The following is a 26,067-nucleotide window of genomic DNA, read 5'->3' as shown; positions in this document are numbered from 1 at the left end:
AGCGCCGCCGTCGGCGAGCTTCGGAATCCGCATGAGGCAGCGCACCCCTGGCACCCGCAAGGACGTGCGACTACGCCTGCGGGCCGCTGCCCGCGCGCGCTGTCTGCGCTTTCAGCCGTATCGCTGAGGGAGGAATGGGGAGGCCGACTTTCGAAGTCGCTTCACCCATTCCCGCAATGGTGTCGGCGGCAGCGGGTTTGAAACCCGCCCTCCCGATTCACGCCTTGGGCAGTTCGAAGCCCTGGCGGTAGTGGCCGCTGAGGAAGGCATTGGCCTTGCCGGCCATCGCGCCGGTGAACTGCTCGGTGGCGGTGTCCATCTCGAGCACCGGACTGAGGGCGACGCCGGGGCTGTCGAATGAGATTCCGTGGGCCGAGAGGCGCTCGTTGGCTTCGTCCAGAAGCGCGCCCCAGGCCGGCATCGAAGCGTTGATCTCGAGTGCCTGCTCCCGCGAGTAGCCGGAGCCGGTGCGGTAGGCGACGTTGGCGAGTTCGCACCAGGCGCTCGAGTAGTGGCCCTGCAGCACGTCGGCATTGAGAATGGAGCGCTTCCGTTCGCGGACCGCCTGGATGAAGTTGGCGATGTGGCCGCGGCCGCCGTTGCCGCTGAACTTCCGGATGCGCTTGCCGTCCTTGTCGTAGGCCGCGCCGCCGCCGCGTCCGCCGCTGTAGCGACCGCCTTCGCAGTGCACCGTGTAGCCGCTGCGGGTGCTCAGGTAGCCGGGCGCGGACTTGGAGCCCGGCTTGATCGGCAGGTTGGTGAGGTCGAAGATGACCGGAGTCGAGCCGGTGTCGAAATACGCGAAGTGAACGTTCGGGGTTTCCACCGCGTCTTCCCAGACGAGGCGGCCGCCTCCGGCGAGCAGCCGCTTCGGCAGGCCGACCTTGTCGGCCAGGCCGACGTTGCGCACGTCGTCGATGATGTGGACGCCCCAGTTGCCCATTTCGCCGTTGCCGGTGTTCCAGTCCCAGTGCCAGTCGTAGTGGAGGCCGCTGCGGTGCAGTTCGCGCTTTTCGGCCGGTCCGCACCAGAGGTCGTAGTCGACGCCCGCCGGGATCTTGAGGGCACCCGGGATCTTCTTCACCGGCTCCCGCACGCCGTAGCGGTTGGCGCGGATGTACTGGATCTCCCCGAGGCCCTTCTCATCATGAAGGAACGCCCGGATTTCGTCCTGCACCCCGTCGGAGCGCTGCTGGGTTCCGACCTGCACGATCCGGCCTTCGGCTTCGGAAATCTCGACCAGACGGCGCTGTTCGGCGATGTTGTGGCCGAGCGGCTTTTCGACATAGACGTCCTTGCCCGCCTGGCAGGCCCAGATCGCGGCGAGGCAGTGCCAGTGGTTGCAGGTGGCGATGATCACCACATCCACATCCTTGTCGTCGAGCGCCTCACGCAGGTCCTGGGAGACCCTGGCATCGGGCGCGATCTTCTTTGCGCCGCGAGCGCGGGTCTCGTCGGGATCGACCAGCCAGGTGATGGTCAGGCCCGGAATGCCGGCGGCCTCGCCGGCCAGCTTCATGCCCCGCCCCCCGAGCCCGATCACCGCGGCGCGGAGGGTCTCACTCGGTGCGGCGAGGCCACGGCCGGTGATGGCGAAGGTGGCGGCGGCCGTCGCGAGGGACTGACCGAGAAAAGTACGGCGGGCAAGGGTGCTCATGCTTGGCATTTACGGGTGAAACGGGGGGATTCTCACACGCCGCGGCCAGTTGTCGAGGGAACGCTATCGGGGTTTTCGAGCCTGTTCGCTGCGGTCGGTGCCTGCAGTCTCTTTATTCCGCCTCCTTTGCGAACGCGGTGAGTTCCCGCACCACGTCGGGGTGCTCCGCCGCGACGTTGTTGGATTCCGCGAGATCGTTTTCGAGATGGTAGAGCTCCACTTCCTGCGTGCCCCGGTCGAGGTCGGGCCATTTTCTCAGCTTCTTCAATCCCGGCAGCCTGAGCTTCCACGGCCCCTTGCGGACCGCCTGCAGCTCACCCTCGTCGTAGTAAAAGAAATGGTCCCGGGCACCCTCTGCGCTCTTGCCGAGCAGCAGTCCGGTCTGGTCGAAGCCGTCGATCGGGCGGTCGTCCGGCACGGCGTCGGCCACGCCCGCGAGCGCGGCGAAGGTCGGAAGGACATCGAGGGTGGAAATCATGGCATCGCGGGTGGTGCCGGCGGCCACCCGGCCGGGCCAGCGGACCATGCCGGGCACGCGCACCCCGCCTTCCCAGGTCGTGGCCTTGGCACCGCGCAGCGGACCGGATCGCCCCCAGGCCGTTTCGGGGCCTTCGGTCCACTCGACGTATCGGGCATTCTTCGCGCGCTGGCGCTTCACGTCGTTCGACCATGGGCCGTTGTCCGAGGTGAAGAGAACCAGGGTGTCCTCCGCCAGTCCGAGTTCGTCGAGTTTCCTCAGTAGACGACCGATCTCATGGTCGAGTTCGACCAGTGTGTCGGCATAGAGTCCCTTGCCGGTCTTGTCGCGGAACTCCGGCGAGGCATCGATGACCACGTGCATCATGGTGTGGGCGAGATAGAGGAAGAAGGGTTGATCGGCGTTCTGCTGCTCGAGGAACTCGATACCCTTGTCGGTGAAGAGTCGGGACAGCCCGGCCATGTCCTCGGTGGTCTCAAGCTTTTCCCGGTTCTCGTAGAGGGTGACCTTGTTGGCGTCGTTCGCGCCAAGCGCGCCGAAGTAGTGGTCGAACCCCTGAGAGTTCGGGACCAGCTTTTCCTGATAGCGACGGCGGGACATGTCCCACTTGCCGATGCAGCCGGTGCGGTAGCCGGCCTCCTGCAGGATTTCCGAGATGAAGACTTCGTTGGCATTTGTCTGCCAGCCGCCGCCGATTCGTTTCGGATACCGGCCGGTCATCAAGGCTCCGCGGGACGGCCCGCAGACCGTTTGGGCGTAGAAGGAGGTGAAGCGGGTGCCCTGTTCGGCGAGGCGGTCGATGTGGGGTGTTTCGATCCCGGGGTTGCCGTAGCAACCCGGATCGCCGTAGCCCAGGTCATCGATGAAGATGATCAGGAAGTTTGGCCGCTTTGACTCGCCATGAGTGAGGGGCAGCAAAAGCAGTGTGGAGAGCAGGAAAAGCGGGATGGATTTCATGCGGAGAGTGGATGGAAACGAAAAACCGCCCCGTCCGCAAGGAACGGGGCGGCGTGATTCGATCAGGATGTGGCCGGCTCAGCGGCGCGCCTGCCCGCCGACCGGGGTCAGCTTGAATTCCTTGATGGAGAATCCCTTCGCCTGTCCGTCGCTCCTGCGGGTGAAGCTGAGGGTGTTTTGCCCCTTCTTCAGTTCGATCGTCACCGGCTTGGTCTCGCCCCACATGCCGACCGTGAAGGGCAGGGGGATCTCGACCGGATCCTTGGCGCCGTTGGCGGTGAGCATCAGGTTCTGCTGCCAGCTCGGAGTCACGAGTTTTGCCGTGAGTTCGTAGCTGCCGGCCGCCGGCGCTTCGAAGCTGTACTTGAAGACCGGGTTGCCGCCGTTGCGGCTGTAGTGCAGTTGCTTTCCGCCGAGCACGCTGTCCATGAAGATGATCTCGCCGGTGCTCTTGGTCGGCTCGCTGGTGGCTGCCGCCGGGATGATGATCGCACCCTTGTCATCAAGGTGAATCTTCCGGTCCTCTTCGGTGATGGTGACCTTGGTCAGTTCGATCTTCTCCTTGGTGACGTTGGCCTCGCCGATGTCCTCGCCCACGGCGGCGAGGGTCTTGGCATTCGAGGCCTCGATGATGCCCTTCTGGATGTAGAGCGACACGCCATACCAGAACTGGGGCTGGGTTCTGGAGTGGAAGCCGAACACGCGCGGCTCGCCCATCACGTCGCCGATCCACTGGGCGCGCTTGACCTGCATGAAGTCGTCGCCCGCCATGCGGGCCTGCGTGTTGGCCAGAAAATCGAGGTCCTTGCCGTAGCGGCCCTTGGTGTTGCCGGCGCCCCAGCCGCCGCCAAGGCAGATCACCCAGCCATCGGGCGTCCAGTGGGCGAGCGCGGCATGGCCGGGCTGCGGACGGGCCGTCGTCGGAATCCCGAAGGCGCGCAGGATGAAGCGGCCGATGAAGGCGCGGCGACCGCAGATGCCGCCATTCTTGAGGATGTTCTGGAAGAACTGGAGTTCCGGCTCGTCGAACTGGTTGTCCTGCGAGCCGTAGCGGATGTCGCTGCGGACGAGTTCGACGTAGCGCCAGCGGTAGTCGGGCTTGGTGACCTGGTCCGGCCGATAGTTGCGGAGCATCTCGCGGCCCCAGGTGAGGATCTTGTCGGGCTCCTCGCCATCGACCACCATGCGGTAGTCCCAGGTGCTGAGGTCTTCAAAGGCCGGGTCGAGTTCCTTGTCGAGGAAGGCCTTTTCGAAGTGCAGGTAGCGCTTCACCGGGTCGACGAACTCCGGGGCGGTGGTGTCGGCGACGGCGTTGCGCTGCTTGATCGGCGAAGCATGCTCGAGCGCCACGGCAAGGGCCAGGCGGTTCAGCGGGCCTTCCTTCGACTTGGCACTGGCCTTGGAGATGTCGCGGAGGATCTCCATAGCGCGACCGTAGTTGCCCTCCGCGGCGCCGTCGGCTTTGACCATCCGGACCAGCAGTTCGTCATCCGAGAGCAACTGGTCGATGAGCATCAGCTGCTGGTTGCCCTGGTCGGCATAGGCGGCGAGTCCGCCGGGCGTGACTTCCATCATCACCACGAACTTCGCCAGACTGGCGTCGCGCTCGTCGCTGGTGAGCACCGGATCCAGCCCGAGGTTCTTGACCGCCTGCAGGGTGGCGGCCTTGGCGGCGTCGCGCTTCTCGGTCGCCTGCTCGATTGCCTTCTCAAGCTGGGGTTTCCTGGCCAGCACGGCGTCGAGCTTGGCCTGGCGTTCCTTGAGGGCGGCAACCCCATCGGCGCGGTTCTGTTCCCACTTGGCGAGCTCCTCCTTGGCGGCCGCCTTCTCGGCATCGGTTTTGGCTGCGGCGAACTTCTTTCTGGCCTCGGCGATGCCCTTGTCGGCACCACCGATCCACTTGCCCTTGGCGTGGGCCACCGCACCTTCGGCCTTCTTGATCTCGGCCATGTCGGCCTGGGCTTGCTTGAGGGTGGCGTCGGCGGCGACCTCGGCCTCGCGGGCGGCGAGGAAGGCGGCCTTCTTCGTGTCGTTGACCGCCGGCAGGGCAGCGAGGATCTCCTGCTTCAGGGCTTCGAATTGTCTGGCATACTGGGCTTCAAGCTGCTGGCCGGCCAGCGAGAGCGGGGCCGGTTCGGGCTGCTGTTTCTTCTTCGCCCAGGCGTTCGGCGCGCCGAGGGTCAGGCCGATCAGCGCGATCGTGAGGATGGATTTCGTTTTCATGGCGGTGGTTGCGGTCGGTGGGGCGGTGGCGCGGAAACCTCGTTGCGAGGCAGGCTCCGACCCGGTCATCAGGGTTCGCACCTCCAATAGCGCGGCGGGGACGCGGAACTTTCAAAAATAGACGGCCGCCCGCTTCAGGGCTCGGCGTTCCCGTCGCCGCGGAAGCGCGTGAACAATCGCCCGCCCGCCCCGAGCGCGACCGTGTCGTAGAAGCGCAGCGTGCGCACGCCGCCCGTGTCGGACAGGATCTCCCGGTTCGGGCCGGCCGCCCTCCAGCCCGAGAGGTCGAAGGAAAACTCGGCATCGACCGCGAGCTGGTCGTCGATTTCAAGGGTCAGGTCGCTCCAGGTCCCCCCGCGCAGGTCGAAGGTCGAGCCGTCGCCGATGATGAACCTTCCGCTGTTCGCCACGCCGTAGTTGCCGGGCTCGAAGCGGGCCGTCGCACCCGAACTCGCGGTCAACGTGCCGCCGTCGTTTTGGAAGCTCGAGATCGGGTCGACCACCAGCACCTCGCCCGTCACATCGGCCGCGATCGCGCCGTGGTTGACGAGGTTGATCGAATTCGTCCCGAGTTGCCCGTGGCCGGAAATTGTGTGGGCCGCGGCGTGGACCAGCACGTGGTTGGTGATGCCGCCGATCCGGTCCTGCGGATGGTCGAGGACAATCGTGCCGCTGCCGGAGAGCTGCACCGCCAGGTCGCCGGACGAGTCGTTGATGGAGAACCGGGAAGCGCTGGTGTTCCCCTCGAGGCGGATTTCGCCACCGTTGATGACCGAATCCCGGACGGTGAAGGTGAAGCCGTTGCTGATCGACAGCGCCGCGCCCGCCTGCAAGGTCATGCTCTCCAGCGTGTTGTTCGCGTTGAGGAAGACCAACCCCGAGCCACCGCCGAGGAAGGCGTTGTAGGTGTTCAGGCCGGCGTTGTTGGGCACCGTGTTGTTGTCCCAGTTGACAAAATTCTGCCACTGCTGGTCGACGGCGCCCGTCCAGTTGGACGTGATCTGGGCGCTGGTGAGAGAGGCGAGGCTGGCGGCGAGGGCGAGGGGAAGAATGAGTCGATGCATGCCGATGGGGGATAATAGTCTTCCCATCCTGCACAAAAGCCCCGCGGAAAGGGAAGCCCGAATGCCTCCTCGTTTTGAGGGCCGGGAGTCGAGGCGGAGAACAGCAGTGGCCACCCCTGGCCGTGAACGGCCTCACGAGCTTCATTCCGCCCCGAGCGTCCTCAGGATCACCGAGGCGTAGAGGCGGTGGATGAAGTCGTTGGGGTGGTTGACGTGGTTGCCGCAGATGTCGGCGAACTTCTTGCGCTCGAGCATCGCGGCGGTCACGGACATGACGTCGGCCACTGCGAGATGGTCGAGGTCGGCAGCGATGCGTTTCAGGGCGTCCCGGTTTTCGAAGTGGGTCTGGTGGGCGCGGAACTCCTCATTGGGCAGCATGTTCGCCACCAGCACGATCTCCAGTTCCGGTTGATCTTTCCGCAAGGCGGTGATCATGGTGCGGACGTTCTTCTCGTAAGCCGGAGTGCTGCCCGCCCGGTTGCCGTCGTTCATGCCGAAGGCGATCATCACGAGGTCGGGGGACTCGACACGGTCGAGTTGCTTGAGTCCCCATGAGGCGGTCGCGCCGGCCCGTGAGACGTTCTGGAACTCCACTTCGGTCATCGCCTGCAGCTCCTTGGCCACCAGCTCACCAAAGGCGGGCTGTCCCGGCTCGGCCTTCACGAAATCCGAGGCGTTGTAGCCGACCGAGATGCTGTCGCCGATGAGGCAGAGTCGGAGCGGTTGCTTCCGCTCCAGCTTTTCATGGAGACCGGGGAGGCGGTCGGACTGATTCTCCGGGACGAAGGCTTTTCCGTCCCACTCGTCGCCGGAGTGGTCGTAGTCGACCCGGATCTGCAGGCTATGGAAAAGGTCGCCTTCACCGAAGAGCATTCCCTCACCCTTGCGATTCCGGAAGCGGTTGTACCGGGGCCCCTCGCCCCCGTAGAGCCGGGGGCAGGGGATGCGTGAGTCCGGCGTCAGGCGCAGCACGCCCTGCTCGAGGTCGACGGTGTAGTCGACGCCCTGCTCGTACTTTTGGGATCCATTGGCGGCGGAGACCGAGTGGACCTTGGATGGCTTGAAGAGGAGGGTGGCGCTGCGGGGATCGACGTCCTCGCTGAACAGCACCGACTCGTCCGTCATCCGGCCGCCGGCGTAGAAGGACCAGCGGGTGTCCTCCGCCCCGACCGCCCCGAGAAGGCAGCCGAGCGCGGTGATCGATCGCAGGGCGCCGTGCATCGGCTACTTCGCCTCCTCCCGCTTCTTCTTCTCTTCCAGGAACGGCCCCTCGAGCTCCTCGACCAGTGCCTTGGCCTCCTTGATCCGGCGCGCGGTGTCGTCGAACTTCAGCTCGCGCTTCTGCTGGCCTCCCGCCCAGCGATTGAACTGCCGGTCATCCATGTTCTCGGGTTTCTCGAGCTGGAGCGGCACCTGTTCGAGGGGCCAGTCGTCGCTGCGCTGGGTGGCGACGGGGATGCTCTGGTTGTTGACGATGTTGGTCAGCGGGTTGCGCGCCCATGCGTGGCGGTAGTGCACCGGAGTCGGTGCCATCGGGCTGCTCAGGACGAGGACGTTCTTCTGGTAGACCGGGCGGTTCTTGTTGTCCATTCTACCATCGGTGTAGTAGTTCACCTCGGCCATGTGGAAATGCCGGTCTTCTCCGGCGATGGCGAAGCCGACCATGTCCTTGGTGCTGTCGTCGGGCATCATGACCTGGGTGTTGAAAGTCAGGCGCAGCGTGCCGTCGACCGCCTCGACCTTGTCGATGGCGGGAGGCAGCCAGTGTTGGTCGGCATCGCGCCCGGCAAGCAGGCCGTAGCGGGTGACCATCGCCCATTTTGCCGCCCGCTCGCCCACCGGCACCTTGATTTGCGGGTGATACCAGCTCTTGCGCTGGTCGAAGCTGCTGACGAAGCCGATCGTTTCGTCGCCGGACTCACGGAAATCGACGAAGGTCCGGTATTGCGCCTCGCGGATCGGCGCGCCGGCATCGTACATCGGCTCGAGGAAGTTTTCCTCGGTCTGAGGTTCGCCGGCGGTGCACAGCGAAATGATGCCGAAGGGCAGTTTCGGGTCGTCGAAGGTCGCCCGCCAGGCGGTGATCATCGCGGGGAAGACCTGGCCGTACATGCGGGCGCCCTCGGAGCCGCCGAAGCAGTTGTTGAAGCCCTGGTGGAAGAGCGCGCCGGCGACGGCCAGGCCCTTGAGCGGCTCGATCGCGCTGGCGTAGCGGCAGCCGGGGCGGTTCTTGTCGGCCACCGGGCCTGGGCGGAGGTCGGTCGGCTTCGGGGTGCCGCGCTGCTTCATCTTCTCGATGTTCTTCTCGTAGTTCGCGACGCGCTGCTCGAGGTCGGCCTTCGGGTCCCAGGCGGCGATCTTTTCCTGCCAGTCCTTCATCATGGCCCGGGTTTCCTCGGCTTCGAGCTGCTTCAGGACGTCTTCGGGTGTCCAGGCCTCGACGGTGGTGCCGCCCTGCGAGGCGTCGATGAGGCCGATCGGGATGTCGGTCGCCATCGCCAACCGGCGTCCGAAGATGTAACCGATCGCCGAGAATTCCGCCACCGTTTCCGGGGTGCAGGCTTCCCAGTCACCCTTGCGGAAGTGGCGACTCGACCAGCTGCTGTATTCCCACAGCCGCTCGAAGCTGGGAACCGAGTCGAAGCCCTTGCCGACGGGCATCGACAGCAGGCGCAGGTTCGGGAAGTTCGCCGAGGCGATCTCGAACTGGCCGTCGTTCACCTGGGCGATGGAGAACTCCATATTGCTCTGGCCGCCGAGAATCCAGACGTCGCCGACGAGGATGTCCTCCAGCACGAGTTCCGTGTTCTTGTTGCTGACGGTCAGCGTTTGGGGCGTGGCGTTGGCGGGGATGGGTTCGAGGGTGACGCTCCAGGCCCGGTCGTCGCCGGCCTTGGCCACGGCCTTCTGACCCGCGAAGGCGACGGTCACTCCCTCGCCGGGTGCCGCCCAACCCCAGATCTTCAGCGGTTTGTCGCGCTGGAGCACCATGTGGGACTGGAAGGCGTTGCTCAGCACCAGGCCGTCGCCGATGGCGGGGGTGTCGACGACGTCTTCCTTGAGGTCGCGGGACGGTCGCTCGGAGATGGCGGCGGGCAGGGCCACCACGGTTGCCAGGGCGACGGTCAGGATCCGCCACAAGGCGGGGAGGGTTTGGAGTTTCATCACCCTCGGTGAACGCGGATCGCAGGGCTTTCCTTTCCCCCGCTTCGATGTAGCGGCGATTTCCTGCTTGTCCGGACCACGCTGGAACCGGAGCGTTCCCGAATGAAACTCCTTGTCGTGGGAATGCTTTTGTCCGTTGCCTGCCCGGTGTTGGGCAACTGGCCGCAATTCCGCGGCCCCTCGGGCGACGGGATTTATCCGCCCCGGGAGGATGGCAAACCCCACGGCTTCCCCGTCGAATGGAGTGAGCAGAAGCATGTGGCCTGGAAGACTCCGGTGCCCGGCCGTGCGTGGTCGACGCCGGTGGTGATGGGCGACCAGGTCTGGCTGACCAATGCCACCGAGGACGGCAGGAAGATGTATGCCGTGTGCCTCGACAAGGAAAGCGGGCGGAAGCTCCACGACCTGTTGCTGTTCGAGAATGCCGATCCCGAGCCCTTGAGCAACGCGGTCAACGGCTACGGATCCTGCTCGCCGGCCATCGACGAAGAGCGGGTCTACATCCACTTCGGCAGCTACGGCACCGCCGCGCTCGACCGCGAGACCGGCGAGGTGGCGTGGCAGCGCCGCGACCTGCCGTGCCGCCACTTCCGCGGCCCCGGCTCGTCGGTGGTGCTCTATCAGGACACGATCATTCTGACGATGGACGGCATCGACGTGCAGTATGTCGTCGCCCTCGACCGCGAGACCGGGAAGACCGTCTGGAAGACCGACCGCAGCGCCGACTTCGGCGATGTTGAATCCGACGGCACCATCCGCGGCGGCGGGGATTTCCGGAAAGCCTATTCAACACCCGGCCTGGTCGAGGTCGGCGGCAAGGTCCAACTCGTCAGCATGGGTGCGAAGGCCGCCTACGGCTACGACGCCGCGACCGGCGAGGAACGGTGGAAGGTGACCCACGATGGCTATTCGGCCGCCGCGACCCCGGTTTTCATCGGACACCGCATGGCTGTCCTCAACACCGGCTTCGGCAAGGCCCACCTGCTGGGCGTGCGGCTCGAGCCCGGAATGAAGGGCGACGTCACCCGCTCGCACGTCGAGTGGGATGTCATCAAGCGCATCCCGAAGCTTTCCTCGCCGACCGTGGTCGAGGGCAGGATCTATGTCGCTTCCGAGCTCGGCGTGTTGAGCCGGATCGACCCGGCGACCGGCGGGATCGAGGACGCGATCCCGCTGCGCGCCAAGTTCACGGCTTCCGGGGCCTACGCCGACGGCCATCTGTATTTTCTCGGAGAAGAGGGCGAAGGGATCGTCGTCCAGCCGGGTGAAGAGATGAAAGTCGTCGCCCGCAACTCGCTCGATGACGGCTTCATGGCCTCGCCAGCCTTCGATGGCGACTCGCTCTACCTCCGGACGCGTTCCCACGTTTACCGGATTCAGGCCCCTACCAAGTGATCATCCAGCTGCGCGGGATTTCGCAAGTGGCGCAGCTCCAGGTCATGGACCTCAAGGCAGGCGGTTTCGAGGTAGACGCCGACGTGGCCGTGCTGGAACCGCTGGTCGGCGAGTGAAAGGACGATGAAGCCGTCGATCGAGAGCTCGAGGTAGCTGCCGTAGCACAGCAGCGAGAAGGACGCCTCGCCCGGGGTTTCGGTGAACCAGGACGCGCTCTGAAGCGTGTGGAAGGACATCATGTGCTCGCCGCCGGCCTCCCGGTCGGTGCCCCAGGCCCGGAGCTGGGCGAGGCCTTTCCGCAGGTCGAAGGACAGGTAGTAGCCATCGTGGGTCTCCGGATCGATCCGGAAGACGAGGCCGCACTTGCCCTTGCCCTGGATCCGCAGGGTTCCCTGCATCCGGAAGCTCTCCACCTCCTCCTCGAAGACGAAGGCCTGGAAGCCGTGCTTGTTGGAAATCTCCCATTTGTGCGGGTCGAGGCGGCATTCGCATCCTTCACTCGTCGGCTTGAGGGGCTGGACGCAGCGCGTATCGAGTTCATCCCCCAGCAGGTCCTCGAATCCCTCGAAGGTCCGGATATGGAGCAGGCCGTCCTCGCTGCGGACGAGCCGCTTGGGCGGTGGCATCAGGTTGTTCGCAGTCCGGTCGTTCCGCTCCATTGCGAAGAAGCACCACAACAGCCAGCCATGCTCGTCGCGGCAGAGGCGACCGGCGTAGTTGCCCTGGGGCATGAGCACGTTGTCGTGATAGCTGCACCACGGGCCATCGAGCGTCTCGGCGTGCCAGTAGCGGATCTTGGCGTCCTCGCGGATGCTGCCGATCAGGTAGAGGTGGTCGTCGATCTCAATGAGGTTCGGCACCTCCACATCGTCGTAGAGCATCGGCCAGTGGAGCGGTGGACGGGACTCGAAGCGGTTCGGGGAGGTTTCCCGGAGCAGGGCCACGCACCCGCGCCGGACGACCGGACCGTCCGGCACGCGGCCGGAGACGAGCAGGCAGTGATCGCCCTCGCCTTCATAGAAATAGGGGTCGCGGAAGCTCACCAGGCCGCGTCCCTGTTCAAGGCTGGCCTCGTAGTGTTCGGGATCGGGGGAAAGCGGGAAGGCACTGGTCTCGTCGATGAGCGCCGTGGTGTCGTTCGGGTGCTTGCGGCAAGCCGCCTGGCGGGCCTGCTGAATGATTTCCGGGTCGTTCGGTCCGCGGTCATCCCGCCAGTGGACCGGGTGCTTTTCCCAGTGGTAGAGGTCGTCGCTGACGGCGAGTCCGAGCCGCTGGTAGCAGCCCCGGTCCCGCCGGGAAAGCCCGGTGTAGAACATCCGCCAGCGCCCGGGTTGATGCGGGTCGGGCGTGACGTGCATCGTCCACAGCATGAGGTCGTCCCACGAGCCGGGGTCGCCGATGAACAGGGCGTTGCGCACCCGCCGCCAGCGGATGCCGTCGGTGCTGACCGCATGGGCGATGAAGTCGTGGTTCGGGAGGACGAGGTGGAAAAGGTGGTAGAGACCCTCGTGGCGCAGGACATCGACATCCCCGATGGCTTTTCGACTCCCGGCGGTTTCGGTGAACATTGGGAAGGTCTATGCACGCCGGGCCGCGGCGTCCATGGCGAACCTGTCAGTAGAGCCAGGGAATCAGGCGTTTCACCTTCCGCGCATAGCCCGCATAGTTGGAGAAACGCTGCCGGAGAAGGCGTTCCTCGTGGCGGGCCTTGGCATCGAGGAAGGCGGACATGAGGACGGCCCCGACGAGTCCAGGGCCGCTTTGCCATGCCAGGGCCCACGCGACCGAAAGGAAGACGAGGCTGGTGTAGAGCGGGTGGCGGACGATGGCGTAGACGCCGTGGTGGACGAGGCGGGTTTCGGGCAAGGGGTGGGGGAAAATGGTCCGCCACTTTCCCAGCGCGACGACGCCGCCGATTCCGAAGCCGGCACCCAGGGCGAAGAGTGGGAGCGCCACCCACATGCCTGCCGCGCCGTCCCAGTCGCCGGGGAACAACGGTGCCACGGCCGCGACCGCAAGCATTAGAATCCACTGGGCCAGCACCCAGCCGCCGCCGCGTTTCCAGAATCCGAGCTGCATCCGTCCGGCGCAGCCTGCCAGTGCGACCGATCCGCGGCAAGGGGCGCGAGCGGGTGGTGGAGGGGCTGTCGCCACGCGGCGCTGACGCCATCCAATCTGGCACCGATTTTCTCTTTCGATCTGACGGATCTCGGGCATGGTTGTGTCATGAAAAGTTTGCTTTTCCTCGCCGTCCCCGTCCTCTTCGCCGCCTGCGCCCAGCCATCCTTGACGGGTGACACCTACTCCCGCGGTGAAGCCCAATCCGCCCAGCAGGTTCGCTATGGGAAGGTGACCAATGTCCGCTTCGTGACGCTGGAAGGCAGCAGCACCGGAGGCGCCATCCTCGGCGCGGTGGCCGGCGGCTACCTTGGTCGACAGGTGGGAAGTGGTTCGGGCCGTGACGCGGCCACCATTGGTGGAGCTGCGCTTGGGGGCACCGCAGGATCCTACGCCGGGCAGGCGGCCAACCGCCGCCAGGGGGTCGAGATATCGGTCAAGCTGGATGGTGGTGGCGAGGTCGCCATCGTGCAGCAGGCGGACAAGGACGAGCCCTTCTATGTCGGGGAACGCGTCCGCGTTCTCGGCAGCGGGGGCCGCGCCCGGGTCAGCCACTGATCGCGCCCCCTGCGCCAGGCCGGCATCGCCACCCTGACCCACACGCCGAGCCCGATGGGCTTTCTCAACGAACTACTGGGGCGCCCTTCCACCGAGAAACCTTTCGTGCTGCTCGTGGCGGGTTACCCCAAGGAGGACTGCCGGGTGCCTGTGATCGGAAAGCTTCCGCTCGACAAGATCAGTTCGGTTCATTGAGTCGTTTCTCCATGACACCCCATGGCCAGCTCCCGGATCCGGCATCGGACCGTGATGAGCTCAAGCGGCTCACCGTCGAGGTGCTGGGCCACGAGGGCTCCTACGGAATCCTTGTCGGGCTTGTCATGGAGTTGGTGGAGATTCTCGATCGATCGGCGGGGTTCCGGGCCGATCCCGGCGGTGAGGTGGTCGAGGGCGGGATCCGGTCCGGCGGAGGTCTGGCCATCTCACCTGCACAGGCGGCACTGTGTGCGGATGAACCGACCCGAACCGCCGTCTTCCTGCGCGGGGTTCACGATGCCATCTCGAAGGCAATCGCCACTCCGCGGGAGACTCAGCAGGCGGTGCAGGTGCTGTATGCCGGATCGGGCCCCTATGCCACCCTGGGCATCCCCCTCATGACCCTCTTCCCGCCGGAGCAGGTCCGCTTCACCATCCTCGACCTCCACCCGGTTTCCATCCAATCCGTGAAGGCCATCGTCGGCCGCCTGGGCCTCGGCAAGAGTGTGGCTTCGTGCGTCGTGGCCGATGCCTGTCGGTATGTCATTCCGGAAGGGGAGATCCCCGCGGTCATCGTCTCCGAAACCATGGATGCCGCCCTCGGTAACGAGCCTCAGGTGGCGATCATGCGGCATCTGCTGAGCCAGGCGCCGGGGGCCCGTCTCGTGCCCGAATCGGTCCAGGTGGACGCCTTCCTGCTCGACACTTCGAGGGAGCCCGAACGCATCGAACCCGATCGTGAGGATTCGATCCCGGCGTCCAGCCCCGATCGCCTTCCGCTCGGTCGGGTCTTCACACTGGATGCCCCGACAATTGGAAAGTGGACCACTCTGACCGGCGACCGTTTGCCCGCGGCGACCATCGAGATGCCCGCGGCTCCGGGCCCCCACTACGAGCCCTACCTCTTCACCACGATCGTCACGCACGGGAACCACATCCTGCGCACCCACGATTGCGGCCTGACAAGTCCGCGGGCCTTTCCCGGGGAAGGCAAGTGGGCGACCGGCGACCGGATTCAGTTCCACTATCGCCTCGGCACGGATCCGGGTCTCGGCTGGTCGCCTGCCGGGGCGCCAGCGGTCAGTTGAAGCACCGAAGACCGGGACGACGTTTGCGGAGGGTCCTGTCGAGATCCTGATTGCCGGCGGCCTCTTCGATCGTTGGAGGGATCAAGAAGTCACCGCGTGCTGGAAGTCTTGTTCGACCGGCTTGAGTTGTGGTCGGTCGCCCGCACGACATTCCCGGATCCACCGCCGCCCGCAGCGATCTTGAGTACGGTGACGTGGCCACCGCCACCCCCGGGAGCCTTCAAGACGGTGACGTGGCCGTGATGACTCGAAACGGTCATGCCGAGGGCGGGGCTGTCGATGCCATCCCCACCGAGGAAGATCCCGTAGTCCGGCTCCCAGATGGACTCGGGTGCCATCCAGCGGATCGGGCCGATCGCTGATCTTCTGGAGCTTGGTGTGCCGTCGTCTTCAAGGAAGATCGGGCCACCGGCGTCATCAAAGGCAAAGCGTTCCGTCGGGGCGCCCGTGCCATCGGTGACCAGCGTCAGGCCGACGTTTGTGGTCACGGCTCCACCACTCTGGGGATAGAGCAGCGTGCCAGTCCGGGTGGAAATGCGACGCTGGATTCCGCCAACGCACACAAAACTCACATCGGCGTTTCCATCGGTTCCGAGTTCCTGAACACAGACGTCGCCATCATAGACGAAGCGCGCCGGTTTGCCGGTTTGATCGTCCCGGACCGTCCGTCGACCGAGTGCATCGTAGCCATATTCGATCACGGCGGTCCCCGTGGCCGGATCTTCGAGGGCGACCAGTCGTCCCTCGGCGTCATGCACGTAGTCGAGCTGTCCGGCGGATGATGAGAACGAGGAAAGGTTTCCGACAGCGTCCCATGTCAGCCCTCCTCCGGGCCACGTGGTGTATTGCCCCATCTGCTGATCGCCGGGGGGAATCGTGCTGGCCTGGCTGTAGGTGCCGGGATTGTCGCCGCCCGTGGCGGTCAATCGGCGGCCTTCCAGATCGATCGTGTAGGTGACGTCACTTTCGATCACCGGGTCCGCACCGGGGGTCTCCCGCCGGGTGGTGACGCATCCGGTCATCCGGCCAAGAGCGTCACGGGTGAAGGTCTGCGAGCGGGCGGGACCTTGGGGTGAATCGGTGAACAGGGTTTCGCTGCTGGTGATTCTTTGATTTCCATCCCGCCGCAGCACGGTATCGCTGAGGATGTTCTGGGATGGGTCGGTTACGGTGATCCGCACGCAGCGATCGAAGGAGGAATCGTTGCCGCCGGGTTGCGCTGATTCGCCGTCCCCTCGATAGACGCAGGTCGTCACCACACCATTGGCCTGGGTGCTGCGCCAGACCCGTTCGCCGGCGTATTCCATCTCGACCACCGGCGGGGAGACCGGCGCTCCGACCTCGTCGATGGCGGATACGGACAAGAGCAGACGGAGTTCGCTGCGGCTTTCGACAAAGGAACGCCCGTCCGGATAGGTGATGCCGGTCCGTCCCCGATGATCGAAGCTGCGGGTGAGGGTAAGCCCGTCGGAAGTCTCGCTGACCGGGTTGCCGAGGGAATCATAGACGAAGACGACCGATGAGGTCCCCTGATCGCTGCGCACGCATCGTCCGAGGCCGTCCCAGAGGTGGGTGGTGGGGGCGGCCGGTTCCACCGTGGGCGGATTGGACCAGGAAATACTCAGAGGTCGTCCGTTGAGATCGTGCACGATGGTTCGGACGCAGGCGTCCTGGCAGACCCACTCGTTGTTTTCGTCGAGATAGCTGTAGCTCCACGTTTCGAAAGTCGTGTCCGGATGGTCACAGCGAACAACGCGCCCGAGGGAGTCCCGGGTGTAGGAAGTGGTGTGTCCGTAGGAGTCCGTGGTGCTGACAAGTTCACCACAGCGAGCAAAGCTGCTGGCCAGAACTTCGGGGGAGCCATCGCCATTGACGTCGGCGCTGACGCGGGAACTGAACAATCCGCCGGGTCCGGATCCATCAAAATCGGTGGTGATGACCAGGCCTCCGGGCTCGGTAATCGAAACGCAGCGACCGAGCGAATCATGGGCATACTGCGTCACGTTGCCGCTGCCATCGGTGCTCTGGAGGCATCGGTTGAGTGGATCGTAGGCGCGTGTCACGGAAAAGGTCTTGTCGGGAGGCCCCCCGCCGCCGGCGAGGAAGTGATCGGTCTTCCCGCAGACGAGGACGTTGCCGTTGGCGTCACGGACGAGGGTGACGGTGCAGGCGCCGTTGGAGGTGCTCGCGAGGCGGCCGGCACTGTCGTAGGTACAGGCCAGCAGAAGGTCGCCATTGCGGGTCACACCTTCCACGAGGCCAGCGGGCGAGCGGTCCACGATGGTGGTTTCCGTGGCATGCGGCCCCGGCGCACCCGGAGTGAAGCGCTCCGATACAATCGTATCGTCCTCGACATCCAGGTCGAAGAATGCCGGCGATCCGAAGTCATAGCGGTTGGCGTCGGGATCGCCCTGCTTGTTGCTCTTGAGGACCTCGACCCTGCGCCGAGCCGTTGTCGATCCAGTAGGCGCAGCACCAAAATCATAGCGGTTGGCGTTGGGATCACCCTGCTTGTTGCTCTTGAGGACCTCAACCCTGCGACGGGTCGTGTGCCCTGCTCTTGCCATCGGGCCACCGCCGTCGACTCCAATTTCATAGCCATTCCTGCGGACGCTGCTTCGCCAGAGCAGGATATTGCCGGTCGCCCCGGGCACATCGTTTGGCTCTCCGAAGACCGAGCAAGTGACCTCGCCGGGAACGGAGTAATCGAAGCTCGTCTCGTTCCCCATCGGATCGGTTACGGCGAGCAGGCGGTGGAAGCCGTCGTAGGCATAATGCGTTTCCGCACTGGTGACACCATTGCCGACGGTGGCGCACCGGACGAGGGAACCAAAGGAATCGTAATCGTATTCGGTGGTCACCGGGGACGGGCTGCTCAGCCCGCCCTCAACGACCCGGAGAAGCAGGCCTCTCTCGTCGTAGAGGAAATCGCAGGCAAGATCCGTGGTCTGTGCACGGCAGGCGGCAGGGGTGCTGAGGGTGACACCCTGGCCGGCGTCGTCGTAGGTGATATCCGTGACGGCATAGTCCGAGATGGTGGCCGGGTCGGGTGTCAGTAGGCCGGTGGAGTCGACGGGACGCTCCTCCTCTGCCACACGGATGAGGCGGGCGCGCGAGTCATAAACGAGGAAGGTGGTATAGACCGGATTGGCGGCGACGGGTGATCCGTCGGGTGCGAGGTGGTCGGTGTCGCAGCGGACCAGGCGGTTTCCGGCGTCATAGGTGTGGAGAGTGGTGACGCGCGTGGGAGTCGCCGGGGTTCTTTGGACAATACAGCGGTGGAGCGGATCGTAGCCGTAGAGCCAGTCGTTTCCCCGGGGATCGACGATGCGGGTGATGCGGCCTTGGGCATCGCGGACACAGGTGGTGGTGAGTTGCAGACCGGTGCTGTCGCAAGTCAGGCTTCGCAGGAAGCCGGTATCGCCGTCGTAGACAAATTCGTCGCGAAAGGAGGAGGCGGGACCATTCAGGGTGGTGACACTCGTGCAGCGGCCCAGGCCGTCGTATTGATAGAGCGCGCCCTTGTCCGGGAGGGGGCTGAATGACCCCGTGCAATTGCCTCTGGCATCGTAGGTCTGCGTGAAGGTCTGCCCGAGTGAACTGGTCATGCTGGTTACAAAACCGTCGCAGTCGTCGTCGATGCCATCGGTGGCCGAGGAGAGCCTGGGATTCCCCTTGTAGGTGCCGTCCCAGCCCCGGCGACTGCTGCCGGTGGGGATGCCGTCACCGTCATCATCGAGTGCCATGCTGTAGGCCCCGATCGCGATTCCGGCGATCACTCCGGAAGAAAGCCCGCCTCCCCGGGTGGCATGGCTCCCGCCGGGGTTTCGTCCGCCTTTGACGTTCAATCCGCCGATCGGATTGCCGGGTCGCGCGGACTCCGGGGCACCGAAACCCGGCAGGTATTGGCAAGTCACCGTGCGGGCTTCTCCAGCAGGAGTCTCGATCGTCACAACGCGGGCATTACCCCGTTCGCGCACCGGGCAGTCGGGCTTCAAGTCGCGCTCGTAGGTGACCCGTTCACGGCTGCCGTCGGGGTGGGTGATGGAGGTGCAGCGGCTGTCCGCATTGTAGCGAAAGGTGGTTTCAAAGAAATCCGGATCACTGGTCCGGAGCTTGCCGGCCGGGCGGTTCGAACTCGCGGTAACAATTTCGCCAGGTGTGGCAAATCCGGTGTATTCGCGGCGCGAAATCACGCGGTGCTGGAGGTCGAAGTCGGTTTCGCATACCCGGCCGAGTTCGTCATTTCCGGTCATCGTGTAGCCGCCGGGGAACGTCGCAAAACTCGTTCGAACCACGTGGCCGGTCCCTTGGATTCGATTTCGGTCGTGGCTGGTCGAGGTGTCGTAGGTGATGGACCCGGAGTCGGTGGAGGTGGAGTAGGTGAAGGCTTCCAAGAGCCGTCCCGCGCCATCGGTGATGCTCAGCAGGTTGTCATTGAGACGAGGATCGGGTGAGCCGGAGGAGTAGGTGAAGGTGGTGTTTCCGGCGACGGGTGGAGTACCCTCGACAAAGGGCGCCGAGCAGGCGGTCAGTTGTCGCGCGTTCGCGGAATAGCTGAAGGTTGCCGTGGCAAACACCGCACCACGGTCACCGGTGGATGATACCGAAGTGATCCGAGGGGGAGAAAGGGTGTCCCACCCGACCTGCAGGCTGCGGCCGAACCCGTCGCTGACGCGGGCAAGCTGCCCGAGCCCGTCGTAGCTGCAGGCAAGCGCCACGCCGTTGCGGTCAGTGATCGAGGAGATCTTTCCGGCTTCCGGCGATCCATCCAGCGCATTGAATGTCCAGGTTCCCTGGTCGGCGAAGGTGAGGGTGAAGACCTCGCCGTTGAAGTGGCCTTCGCGGAACATCCCGTCGCAGCGATAGCTGCCGTCGGACTGGCGATGGAAGACATCGGCGCGCCCGCCGCCATCGCGGATCACCAACCGTGATGCGCCGGCGCCGTCGGATGCGGGCAGCGGCTCGATCGAGATGTTGTAGGAAAAATCCCAGCCGTCACCGAGACCGGAACTGACCGGCTTCAACGAGCGGTAGGTGCAGGTCCAGGCCAGCGGAGGACCTGCCGGGCAGGGGATGGACAAGGATGTGATCCTGAACGACACCTCGCCAGGAAGCCCGGAAGGAGCCGCTGCCGGAGACACCATCTCGCCAGCCATCTCGTTGGAAACAAAATAGGGATTCGTCTGGGCACCCGCTGCGTGGGAGCGACTCGAGGCCACGTAGTGATCATAGCCCTTCTTGGTGGTTGATCCCGAAGGGAGGGCGGCCGCTCCCATGGAACCTTTCGCCTGGTAGGCATCATAACCCTTCTTGCTGAATGATCCCGTGCTGGCGAGTGACGCTGCGTCGTGGTCACTCTGTGCCTTGTAGTAGTCATAGCCCTTCTTGCCGAGCCGAGCCGTGCTGCCGAACAAGGGATTGTCACCCGTGGTTTCGGATCCACTGTGGAGCGGGTTCGTGCCGGACCGCTGGGTGCGGCACGTGTCGTTCGCCGTGCAATCGATCAAATCGTCCGCGCTGGTCGGTAAACTGAAGTCATGAGTGATTCCGATACCCGGAACGGGATCACCCGGTGAGGCCATGGGTGCCGCCGGGGGCAGCGATGGCGGGGAATCCTCGGCGCGACCGGTTTCGGTCACGGCGATCGGTAGTTCGAGGTCGAGAAGCACCAAACTGCTACCGTCCTCAATGCGCGCGGCGATGACCCGTGCTCCGGAAACAAAGGTTCCGGAGACGTCGGCCTCCCAAACACCGTCGCCTAGAAAGGAGAGGGGAATCGATACCGGCGCTTCGCCATCGATTTCAAGAATGAGGAGGCTCCCCGCGGGAATGCACTGGCCGTGGATCTGCAGGATGCCGCCCGTGGTGGAGAGCACGGGTGGTGAGATCTGGGTGACTTCGACCTCCGGCAGCGACACGCGGTAAAAGGCCCGCGTGGTGGTCGGCTGGGGATCCACCCACAAGGTGTTTTCACCATCGGCCTCGACCAGTGCCATCTCGATCCACCGTCCCGGGCTCTCGTTGTCGAGGGTCGTCGATTTCTCAATCCGGTAGCTCAATCCAGCTTGCGATGGCCAGGTGAGGCGGACCTGTTGACCGGCGGGTCCCGAGGTGAATTCCAGAATCGGTGGGGAGGTCGTTTCCGAGGCGGTTGCCTGGCTGATCAGAACACATGCCAGCAGGGTTGTGGGGATGGGGAACTTCATGATGAGGGAGCTTGTGCTTTCCCGGCACGTCGGGCAGCGAGGGGCTTGAGTGATGAAAAGTTCCCCATGCTAAACCTTATGGGTTATCTTGCTGAGAATCAGGCGTCAATGACGAAACTTGAGGCGACCGAGCGGCAGCCGATGGCTTTGGCTGAAAGCCCCGGAGTTCAGCTTCTTGGCGGGTGCGGCCGCTCCTTTCCGCGTCGATCTCGGCGGCATCGCAAAGCCGATGGTGTGCGTCTTCTCTAGGTGAAACTCAGCGCGTCCATGTCGAAGACCACCGTGACGTCTTCCGGCAGGGTGGTCTTTTCCAGCACCTGCTGGACGTGTTTGGTGAGAGCGCGGGCTTTCGGGCCGCGGAGCATGAGCTGGAAGCGGAACTGGCCGTGGGCCTTGACCAGCGGGCTGGGCAGCGGCTCACCAAGCTCGATCCCGGCGGGAAGGTCCTCCTTCAGTCTCCGGTGAAGCGTCTCAAGCGTGAATTCGGCGCGGCGCTCGTGGGTCGAGCGGCTGGTGAGGACGGCGCAGCGGGTGAAGGGGGGGAAGCCGAACTGGCGGCGCATTTCGAGTTCCTGCTCGGCGAAGCCGTCGAAGTCGTGATGCCTCGCGAACTGGATGCTCGGCGAGTGGGGGGTGAAGGTCTGGACCACGACCTCGCCTTCGAGTTCGCCGCGTCCGGCGCGTCCGGCGACCTGGGTCATCAGCTGGAAGACGCGCTCGCCGGCACGGAAGTCGGGGACGTGGAGTCCGATGTCGGCGTTGAGGATGCCGACCAGGGTGACGTTGGGGAAATGCAGGCCCTTGGCGATCATCTGGGTGCCGATGAGCAAGTCGATCTTCTTCGAACGGAAGGCGTTGAGTAGGTCGCGCAGGGCGTTCTTCTTGCGCAGGGCGTCGGCATCGATGCGCGCGACGCGGGCGGTGGGGAAGACCTTGCGGAAGACATCCTCGACCTTCTGGGTGCCGAATCCCTGCAGGCTGATGCCGCGGTCGGAACACTCGGGACACTTGCGCGGGACCACGGCTTGATGGCCGCAGATGTGGCAGATGAGGCGTTCGTCGGTGCGGTGGTAGGTGAGCGCCAGCGCGCAGTGCGGGCAGGTGCAGACGTGGCCGCAGGATGGGCACTGGAGCGAGCGGGCGAAGCCGCGGCGGTTGAGGAAGAGAATCGTCTGTTCGCCCTTCTCAAGGCGGTCGTTGATGGAGTTGCGCAGGCGGTCGGAGAGGAAAGAGTCCTTCGACTTCTGCTTGCGCGACTCGAGGCGCATGTCGATCACGCGGATCAGCGGCATCGATTGGTCGTCGACGCGCTTGGTCAGGCGCAGCAGCTGGTATTTGCCGTCCAGGGCGTTCTGCCACGACTCGAGGGACGGGGTGGCCGAGCCGAGGACGACGCAGGCCCCCTCGAGATGGCCGCGCAGCACGGCGACATCGCGGCCGTGGTAGCGCGGGATCTGATCCTGCTTGTAGGAGTTCTCGTGTTCCTCGTCGACGAGGATCAGGCCGAGGTCCGGCAGCGGAGCGAAGACGGCGGAGCGGGCGCCGATGACGATGCGCGCCTTGCCCTTGCGGATGCGGTGCCACTCGTCGAAGCGTTCGCCTTGCGAGAGGTGGGAGTGGAGGACGGCGACCTGGTCCTGGATGTCCGCAAAGCGGGCGCGGAAACGGCGGACGGTTTGCGGGGTCAGGGATATTTCGGGGACGAGGACGAGAACGGTCCGGCCCGCCTCGAGGACCTGGCGTGCGGCCTGGAGGTAGATCTCGGTCTTTCCGGAGCCGGTGACGCCGTGGAGGAGGAAGGGCTTCGCCGGAGTGATCAGTGATCGGTGATCAGTGATCAGTGAATTCTTGCGGTCCCGCGTCCGCGGGACGTCGGGGGGTGAGGTGCCGGCTGAAGCCGGCGCTCCATTGGCACTTGGAACTTCGGACTTGGCACTTGAGGTGAGGATCGCCTCGAGGGCGACCTGCTGCTCGTCGGTGAGGGTGAGGTCGGTGGTGGGGAGGAGTTCGTCGGTGCCGTCGGCGTCGGGCTCGCGGCGGACTTCCTGGGTGACGAGGCGGACCAGGCCCTTTTTCTCGAGGGACTTGACGCTGGGGGAGGCGGCGTTGCCGAGCTCGGTGAGGGCGAGCTTGAGGTCGGGTGCGTGGGCCAGCAGCGAGATGATGGTGGCCTGCTTGGGGGCGCGCTTCTCGAGCTGGGCGAAGGTCTCGGGGTCGGGCTGCTGCACGAGGACGACGGCCTTGCGGGTCTTGGCGGACTTGTCCTCGGTGCGCACGGCCTCGGGGAGGAGGACGCGGATGACGCTTTCGATACTGGCCCCGTAGTAGTTGGCGATCCAGCGGGCGAGCTCGAGAAGCCTGGGGGTGATCAGCGGCTCGGGATCGGTGAGGGCGTCGATCGGGCGCAGAGAGAATCCGAGGTCGGCATTGTCGTCGTCGCTGCTGACGGCGAGGACGGTGCCGGTGGAACTGCGGTTGCGCAGCGGCACCCGCACCCGGCACCCGGCCTGGACGGCCATCCCCTCGGGAATGGCGTAGTCGAAGACGAGCTCGGAAGGGCCGTCGATGAGAACGCGGGCGGCGGGCATCTGGATGATTGAACCGCCAAGACGCCAAGGTCGCCAAGGAAGAAGGCTCGGACCGGTGCCGATGCCGCCGTGTATCACCGATGGCGGGCTTGCAGGGCCGGCAAGGAACGTGGCCGGGGCTTCCAGCCCCGGGGCCACTCTTTGAACACGTTGCGGCTACGGGCCTGAAAGGCCCGGCCACGAGGACCGCAAAATCAGGGCATCAGGTCGCGCAGGGCCGGACGGAGGTCGTGCGGGAAGTTGGGCTTGAAGTGGATCTGGCGGGAGCGGGTGACCCAGAAGGCGGTGTGGGCGGGGAAGCCGTCGATGTCGATCAGGGCCTCGATTTCACGCAGGCGGGCAACGCCGAGACTGCCCTTGAGGACGCGGACCCTGCCGGCGCGGATCTCGATCCATTCGATGGCGTGACGTTCGAGGTGGAGCATGAGGAATCCTTGAGCGCTTGGTTTTCACCGCCCAATCGGGCGGTCGCTTTACCGCTCGGAAGACTTCCCGGCAAGGTGCTTTTCGGTGAGCCGGAAGACCTCGTCATTCGAGAGGATCGAGACGTGATCCTCGTCGAAGCCGACGACCTTCACCGCGTCCTCGGCCGCGTCCGGGGCGGTCTCGCTGGCGACGCTCACGGTGCCGTCGTTCTCGGCCGGCAGGACCATCGAGCGGGTGGCCTTGTGGCCGTAGATCAGGAGGTGATCGATCCGGCCCTTGAGGCGCTCATCGAAGAGGTCGTCGAGGAAACCGCTGCCGGGTGACAGGTCGTACCACGAGGGCACCACCGAGGGTGCGCGCTTGACCCCCATCGAGGCGAACTCGTGGCCGGCCCAGGGCGTGGAGATGGTGACGAAGCGGTCGATGTAGCGGTGGCCGGCATCGAGGTGCTGGACCAGGAAGGAACGCGAAACGAGGCCGCCCATGCTGTGGGCCACGACGTGCAGGCGCGGGAAGTTGTAGCGGGCTTGGAGAAGTTCCACACTGCCGTTGAGGGCGGCACCCATCTCGTCAAGCCGGCGGCCGGTCGGGTAGTAATAGAACCACGGCTGGTATTTCCTGCGATCGAGCCTTTCGAAAAACGGCTGCCAGTCCTGCGGCGAGCCGGCGGCACCATAGACGAAGAGAACCGGGATTCGCTTCGGGTCGTAGCGCTCGAGGAAGTAGATGCCGATGCCCGACTGCAGGGGAAAGGACGCCGGCTCCCAGAGGCCGGCCGAACCCCGTTCCGAGCTGAACTTCGGGTCGTCGAGATCCGCCACCTTGCCGAGAGTGATCGGGATCCGCCAGCCGCTTGCGGCCTCGTCGTCCGTGCGATCGCCCTTGAAATCCCGCACGGCCTGCACCAGCCCGGGAGGCAGGATCGTGGACTTCGAAAGGGCTCCCTCCGCCCGGCCGCGGCCCGTCTTCCGGTCGATGGAGACCGGAGCCGGCTCGCCGGATGCCGAACTGTGGATCCAGGCCGGGTCGACTCCGGGCGTGTAGAGCGTGTTGCCGTCGGCATCGCTGTAGGCGACCAGGTACTGCTGCCGCGAGTTCGGCACGAAGAAGCCGAAGACGCCGATGTCCTCGATGCGGTAGTAGTCTCCCGAGAGCACCCGGTTCTCGTCGCGATCCCACTCGGCGACGACGACGACCACGTTCCGGTGGTCCATGGCATTGGTGATCCGCCCGGTGAGCAGCACGGTCCGGTCGAGGAAATTCAGGTCCTCTCCCAGGCGCTGGAAATTCGCGCAGCCGGCGAAGGCGAGCAGCAGGGCAAGCTTGGTGATCAGGATACAGACGGCTCTCATGGTGGGATGGATGATATGGCTCTGTAGCGTCAGGGAGCGGTCCGCAAGCGAAGCCCGAAAAACACGCTCCAGTCGTCGATAGGATCGATGGCCGGATTCTTGATGACTTGGACGCTTGGCGTCACCTCGATTCCTCCGATGAGTTGCAACTGTTGGAAGAACTTGAGGGGGTACTGGTCCCCAAGGAAGAGGGAGCGCGAAGGGATCAGAGCATCACGTCGCGCAGGACCGGGCGGAGGTCGTGCGGGAAGTTGGGCTTGAAGTGGAGCATGGCCGGAAACGATGAAGATGGCGGCTGGAAGCCGCCGGAGCGGCTCCTTACCCGACAAGGCTCCGAGGTGGATACAGCCGCAGCGGTCGAAACCCCGAAGAGGCGGCAATCGATCTGCGAGTCATCGGATACCACGCCGCCGATCACGGCTTCCGACCCGGCAAATACCGCTTCAAGATCAAGCGCGGCCGACCCCATCCCGAAGAACTCAAGATCACCCTCACCGGGAACCACATCCCCGACCCCATGCGACGCGCCGCAGAATGGAGCGCGGAAAGACACGGGTTCAGGAAACCGAAGGAAAGAAGCGGGCCGTTCCGCCC

16 protein-coding genes are annotated in these 26,067 nt (G+C 65.0%); 3 read left to right on the top strand and 13 right to left on the bottom strand.

The features are described from left to right. Nucleotides 1–217: 217 nt before the first annotated feature. The 6 genes from ACG2LG_RS16585 to ACG2LG_RS16560 all read right to left on the bottom strand — a co-directional run bounded on the left by ACG2LG_RS16585 (nt 218) and on the right by ACG2LG_RS16560 (nt 9,544). The gene (locus ACG2LG_RS16585; protein WP_396260829.1) at nt 218–1,657 is read right to left on the bottom strand and encodes a Gfo/Idh/MocA family protein; all 1,440 of its coding nucleotides are present in this window, start codon (nt 1,655–1,657) and stop codon (nt 218–220) included. A 112-nt stretch (nt 1,658–1,769) separates the two neighbouring features. Then, on the bottom strand, nt 1,770–3,092 hold the full coding sequence (locus tag ACG2LG_RS16580; protein WP_396260828.1) for a sulfatase: 1,323 nt from the start codon (nt 3,090–3,092) through the stop codon (nt 1,770–1,772). A gap of 78 nt (nt 3,093–3,170) precedes the next feature. Next, complete coding sequence (locus tag ACG2LG_RS16575) at nt 3,171–5,315, bottom strand: hypothetical protein (RefSeq protein WP_396260826.1); 2,145 nt, start codon at nt 5,313–5,315, stop codon at nt 3,171–3,173. 134 nt (nt 5,316–5,449) lie between these two features. Further along, on the bottom strand, nt 5,450–6,379 hold the full coding sequence (locus tag ACG2LG_RS16570) for a hypothetical protein (RefSeq protein ID WP_396260824.1): 930 nt from the start codon (nt 6,377–6,379) through the stop codon (nt 5,450–5,452). 141 nt (nt 6,380–6,520) lie between these two features. Then, nucleotides 6,521–7,600 (bottom strand): SGNH/GDSL hydrolase family protein, encoded by a 1,080-nt coding sequence (locus ACG2LG_RS16565; protein WP_396260822.1) that lies wholly within the window; start codon nt 7,598–7,600, stop codon nt 6,521–6,523. A gap of 3 nt (nt 7,601–7,603) precedes the next feature. Further along, complete coding sequence (locus ACG2LG_RS16560; protein WP_396260820.1) at nt 7,604–9,544, bottom strand: sialate O-acetylesterase; 1,941 nt, start codon at nt 9,542–9,544, stop codon at nt 7,604–7,606. A 102-nt stretch (nt 9,545–9,646) separates the two neighbouring features. Between ACG2LG_RS16560 and ACG2LG_RS16555 the strand changes: the two genes are divergently transcribed. Further along, on the top strand, nt 9,647–10,939 hold the full coding sequence (locus ACG2LG_RS16555; RefSeq protein WP_396260818.1) for a PQQ-binding-like beta-propeller repeat protein: 1,293 nt from the start codon (nt 9,647–9,649) through the stop codon (nt 10,937–10,939). On the opposite strand, the gene ACG2LG_RS16550 is transcribed toward ACG2LG_RS16555, so the two are convergent. Then, nucleotides 10,921–12,507 (bottom strand): glycosyl hydrolase, encoded by a 1,587-nt coding sequence (locus ACG2LG_RS16550; RefSeq protein WP_396260816.1) that lies wholly within the window; start codon nt 12,505–12,507, stop codon nt 10,921–10,923. The two genes, ACG2LG_RS16555 and ACG2LG_RS16550, sit on opposite strands and share 19 nt — an antisense overlap. Nucleotides 12,508–12,553: 46 nt before the next feature. Then, entirely contained in the window at nt 12,554–13,018 is a 465-nt protein-coding gene (locus ACG2LG_RS16545; RefSeq protein WP_396260814.1) for a methyltransferase family protein, read from the bottom strand. Nucleotides 13,019–13,165: 147 nt separating this feature from the next. Here ACG2LG_RS16545 and ACG2LG_RS16540 point away from each other — a divergent pair, with 147 nt between their 5' ends. Together ACG2LG_RS16540 and ACG2LG_RS16535 are read left to right on the top strand one after the other, a co-directional pair. Beyond that, a complete protein-coding gene (locus ACG2LG_RS16540; protein ID WP_396260812.1) occupies nt 13,166–13,615 on the top strand; it encodes a glycine zipper 2TM domain-containing protein in 450 nt (149 codons plus the stop codon). A 206-nt stretch (nt 13,616–13,821) separates the two neighbouring features. Then, nucleotides 13,822–14,898 (top strand): hypothetical protein, encoded by a 1,077-nt coding sequence (locus ACG2LG_RS16535; protein WP_396260810.1) that lies wholly within the window; start codon nt 13,822–13,824, stop codon nt 14,896–14,898. Nucleotides 14,899–14,987: 89 nt separating this feature from the next. Here the strand turns inward: ACG2LG_RS16535 and ACG2LG_RS16530 are convergent, their stop codons facing one another. The 5 genes from ACG2LG_RS16530 to ACG2LG_RS16510 form a co-directional block, all read right to left on the bottom strand. Continuing rightward, nucleotides 14,988–21,107, bottom strand: a complete 6,120-nt coding sequence (locus ACG2LG_RS16530; protein WP_396260808.1) for a hypothetical protein — start codon at nt 21,105–21,107, stop codon at nt 14,988–14,990. A gap of 245 nt (nt 21,108–21,352) precedes the next feature. Continuing rightward, nucleotides 21,353–23,695: a primosomal protein N' gene (gene priA, locus ACG2LG_RS16525; RefSeq protein WP_396260807.1), complete on the bottom strand. Its 2,343-nt coding sequence runs from the start codon at nt 23,693–23,695 to the stop codon at nt 21,353–21,355. Between the two features lie 194 nt (nt 23,696–23,889). Further along, complete coding sequence (locus ACG2LG_RS16520) at nt 23,890–24,120, bottom strand: hypothetical protein (protein WP_396260805.1); 231 nt, start codon at nt 24,118–24,120, stop codon at nt 23,890–23,892. 48 nt (nt 24,121–24,168) lie between these two features. Further along, nucleotides 24,169–25,473: an alpha/beta hydrolase gene (locus ACG2LG_RS16515; RefSeq protein ID WP_396260803.1), complete on the bottom strand. Its 1,305-nt coding sequence runs from the start codon at nt 25,471–25,473 to the stop codon at nt 24,169–24,171. A gap of 205 nt (nt 25,474–25,678) precedes the next feature. After that, a complete protein-coding gene (locus ACG2LG_RS16510) occupies nt 25,679–26,026 on the bottom strand; it encodes a hypothetical protein (RefSeq protein WP_396260801.1) in 348 nt (115 codons plus the stop codon). Between the last annotated feature and the right edge of the window lie 41 nt (nt 26,027–26,067).

The sequence above is a fragment of the Haloferula sp. A504 genome (assembly GCF_044385805.1).
Classification (GTDB): domain Bacteria; phylum Verrucomicrobiota; class Verrucomicrobiia; order Verrucomicrobiales; family Akkermansiaceae; genus Haloferula.
This window is presented reverse-complemented; position numbering and strand designations above follow the sequence as displayed.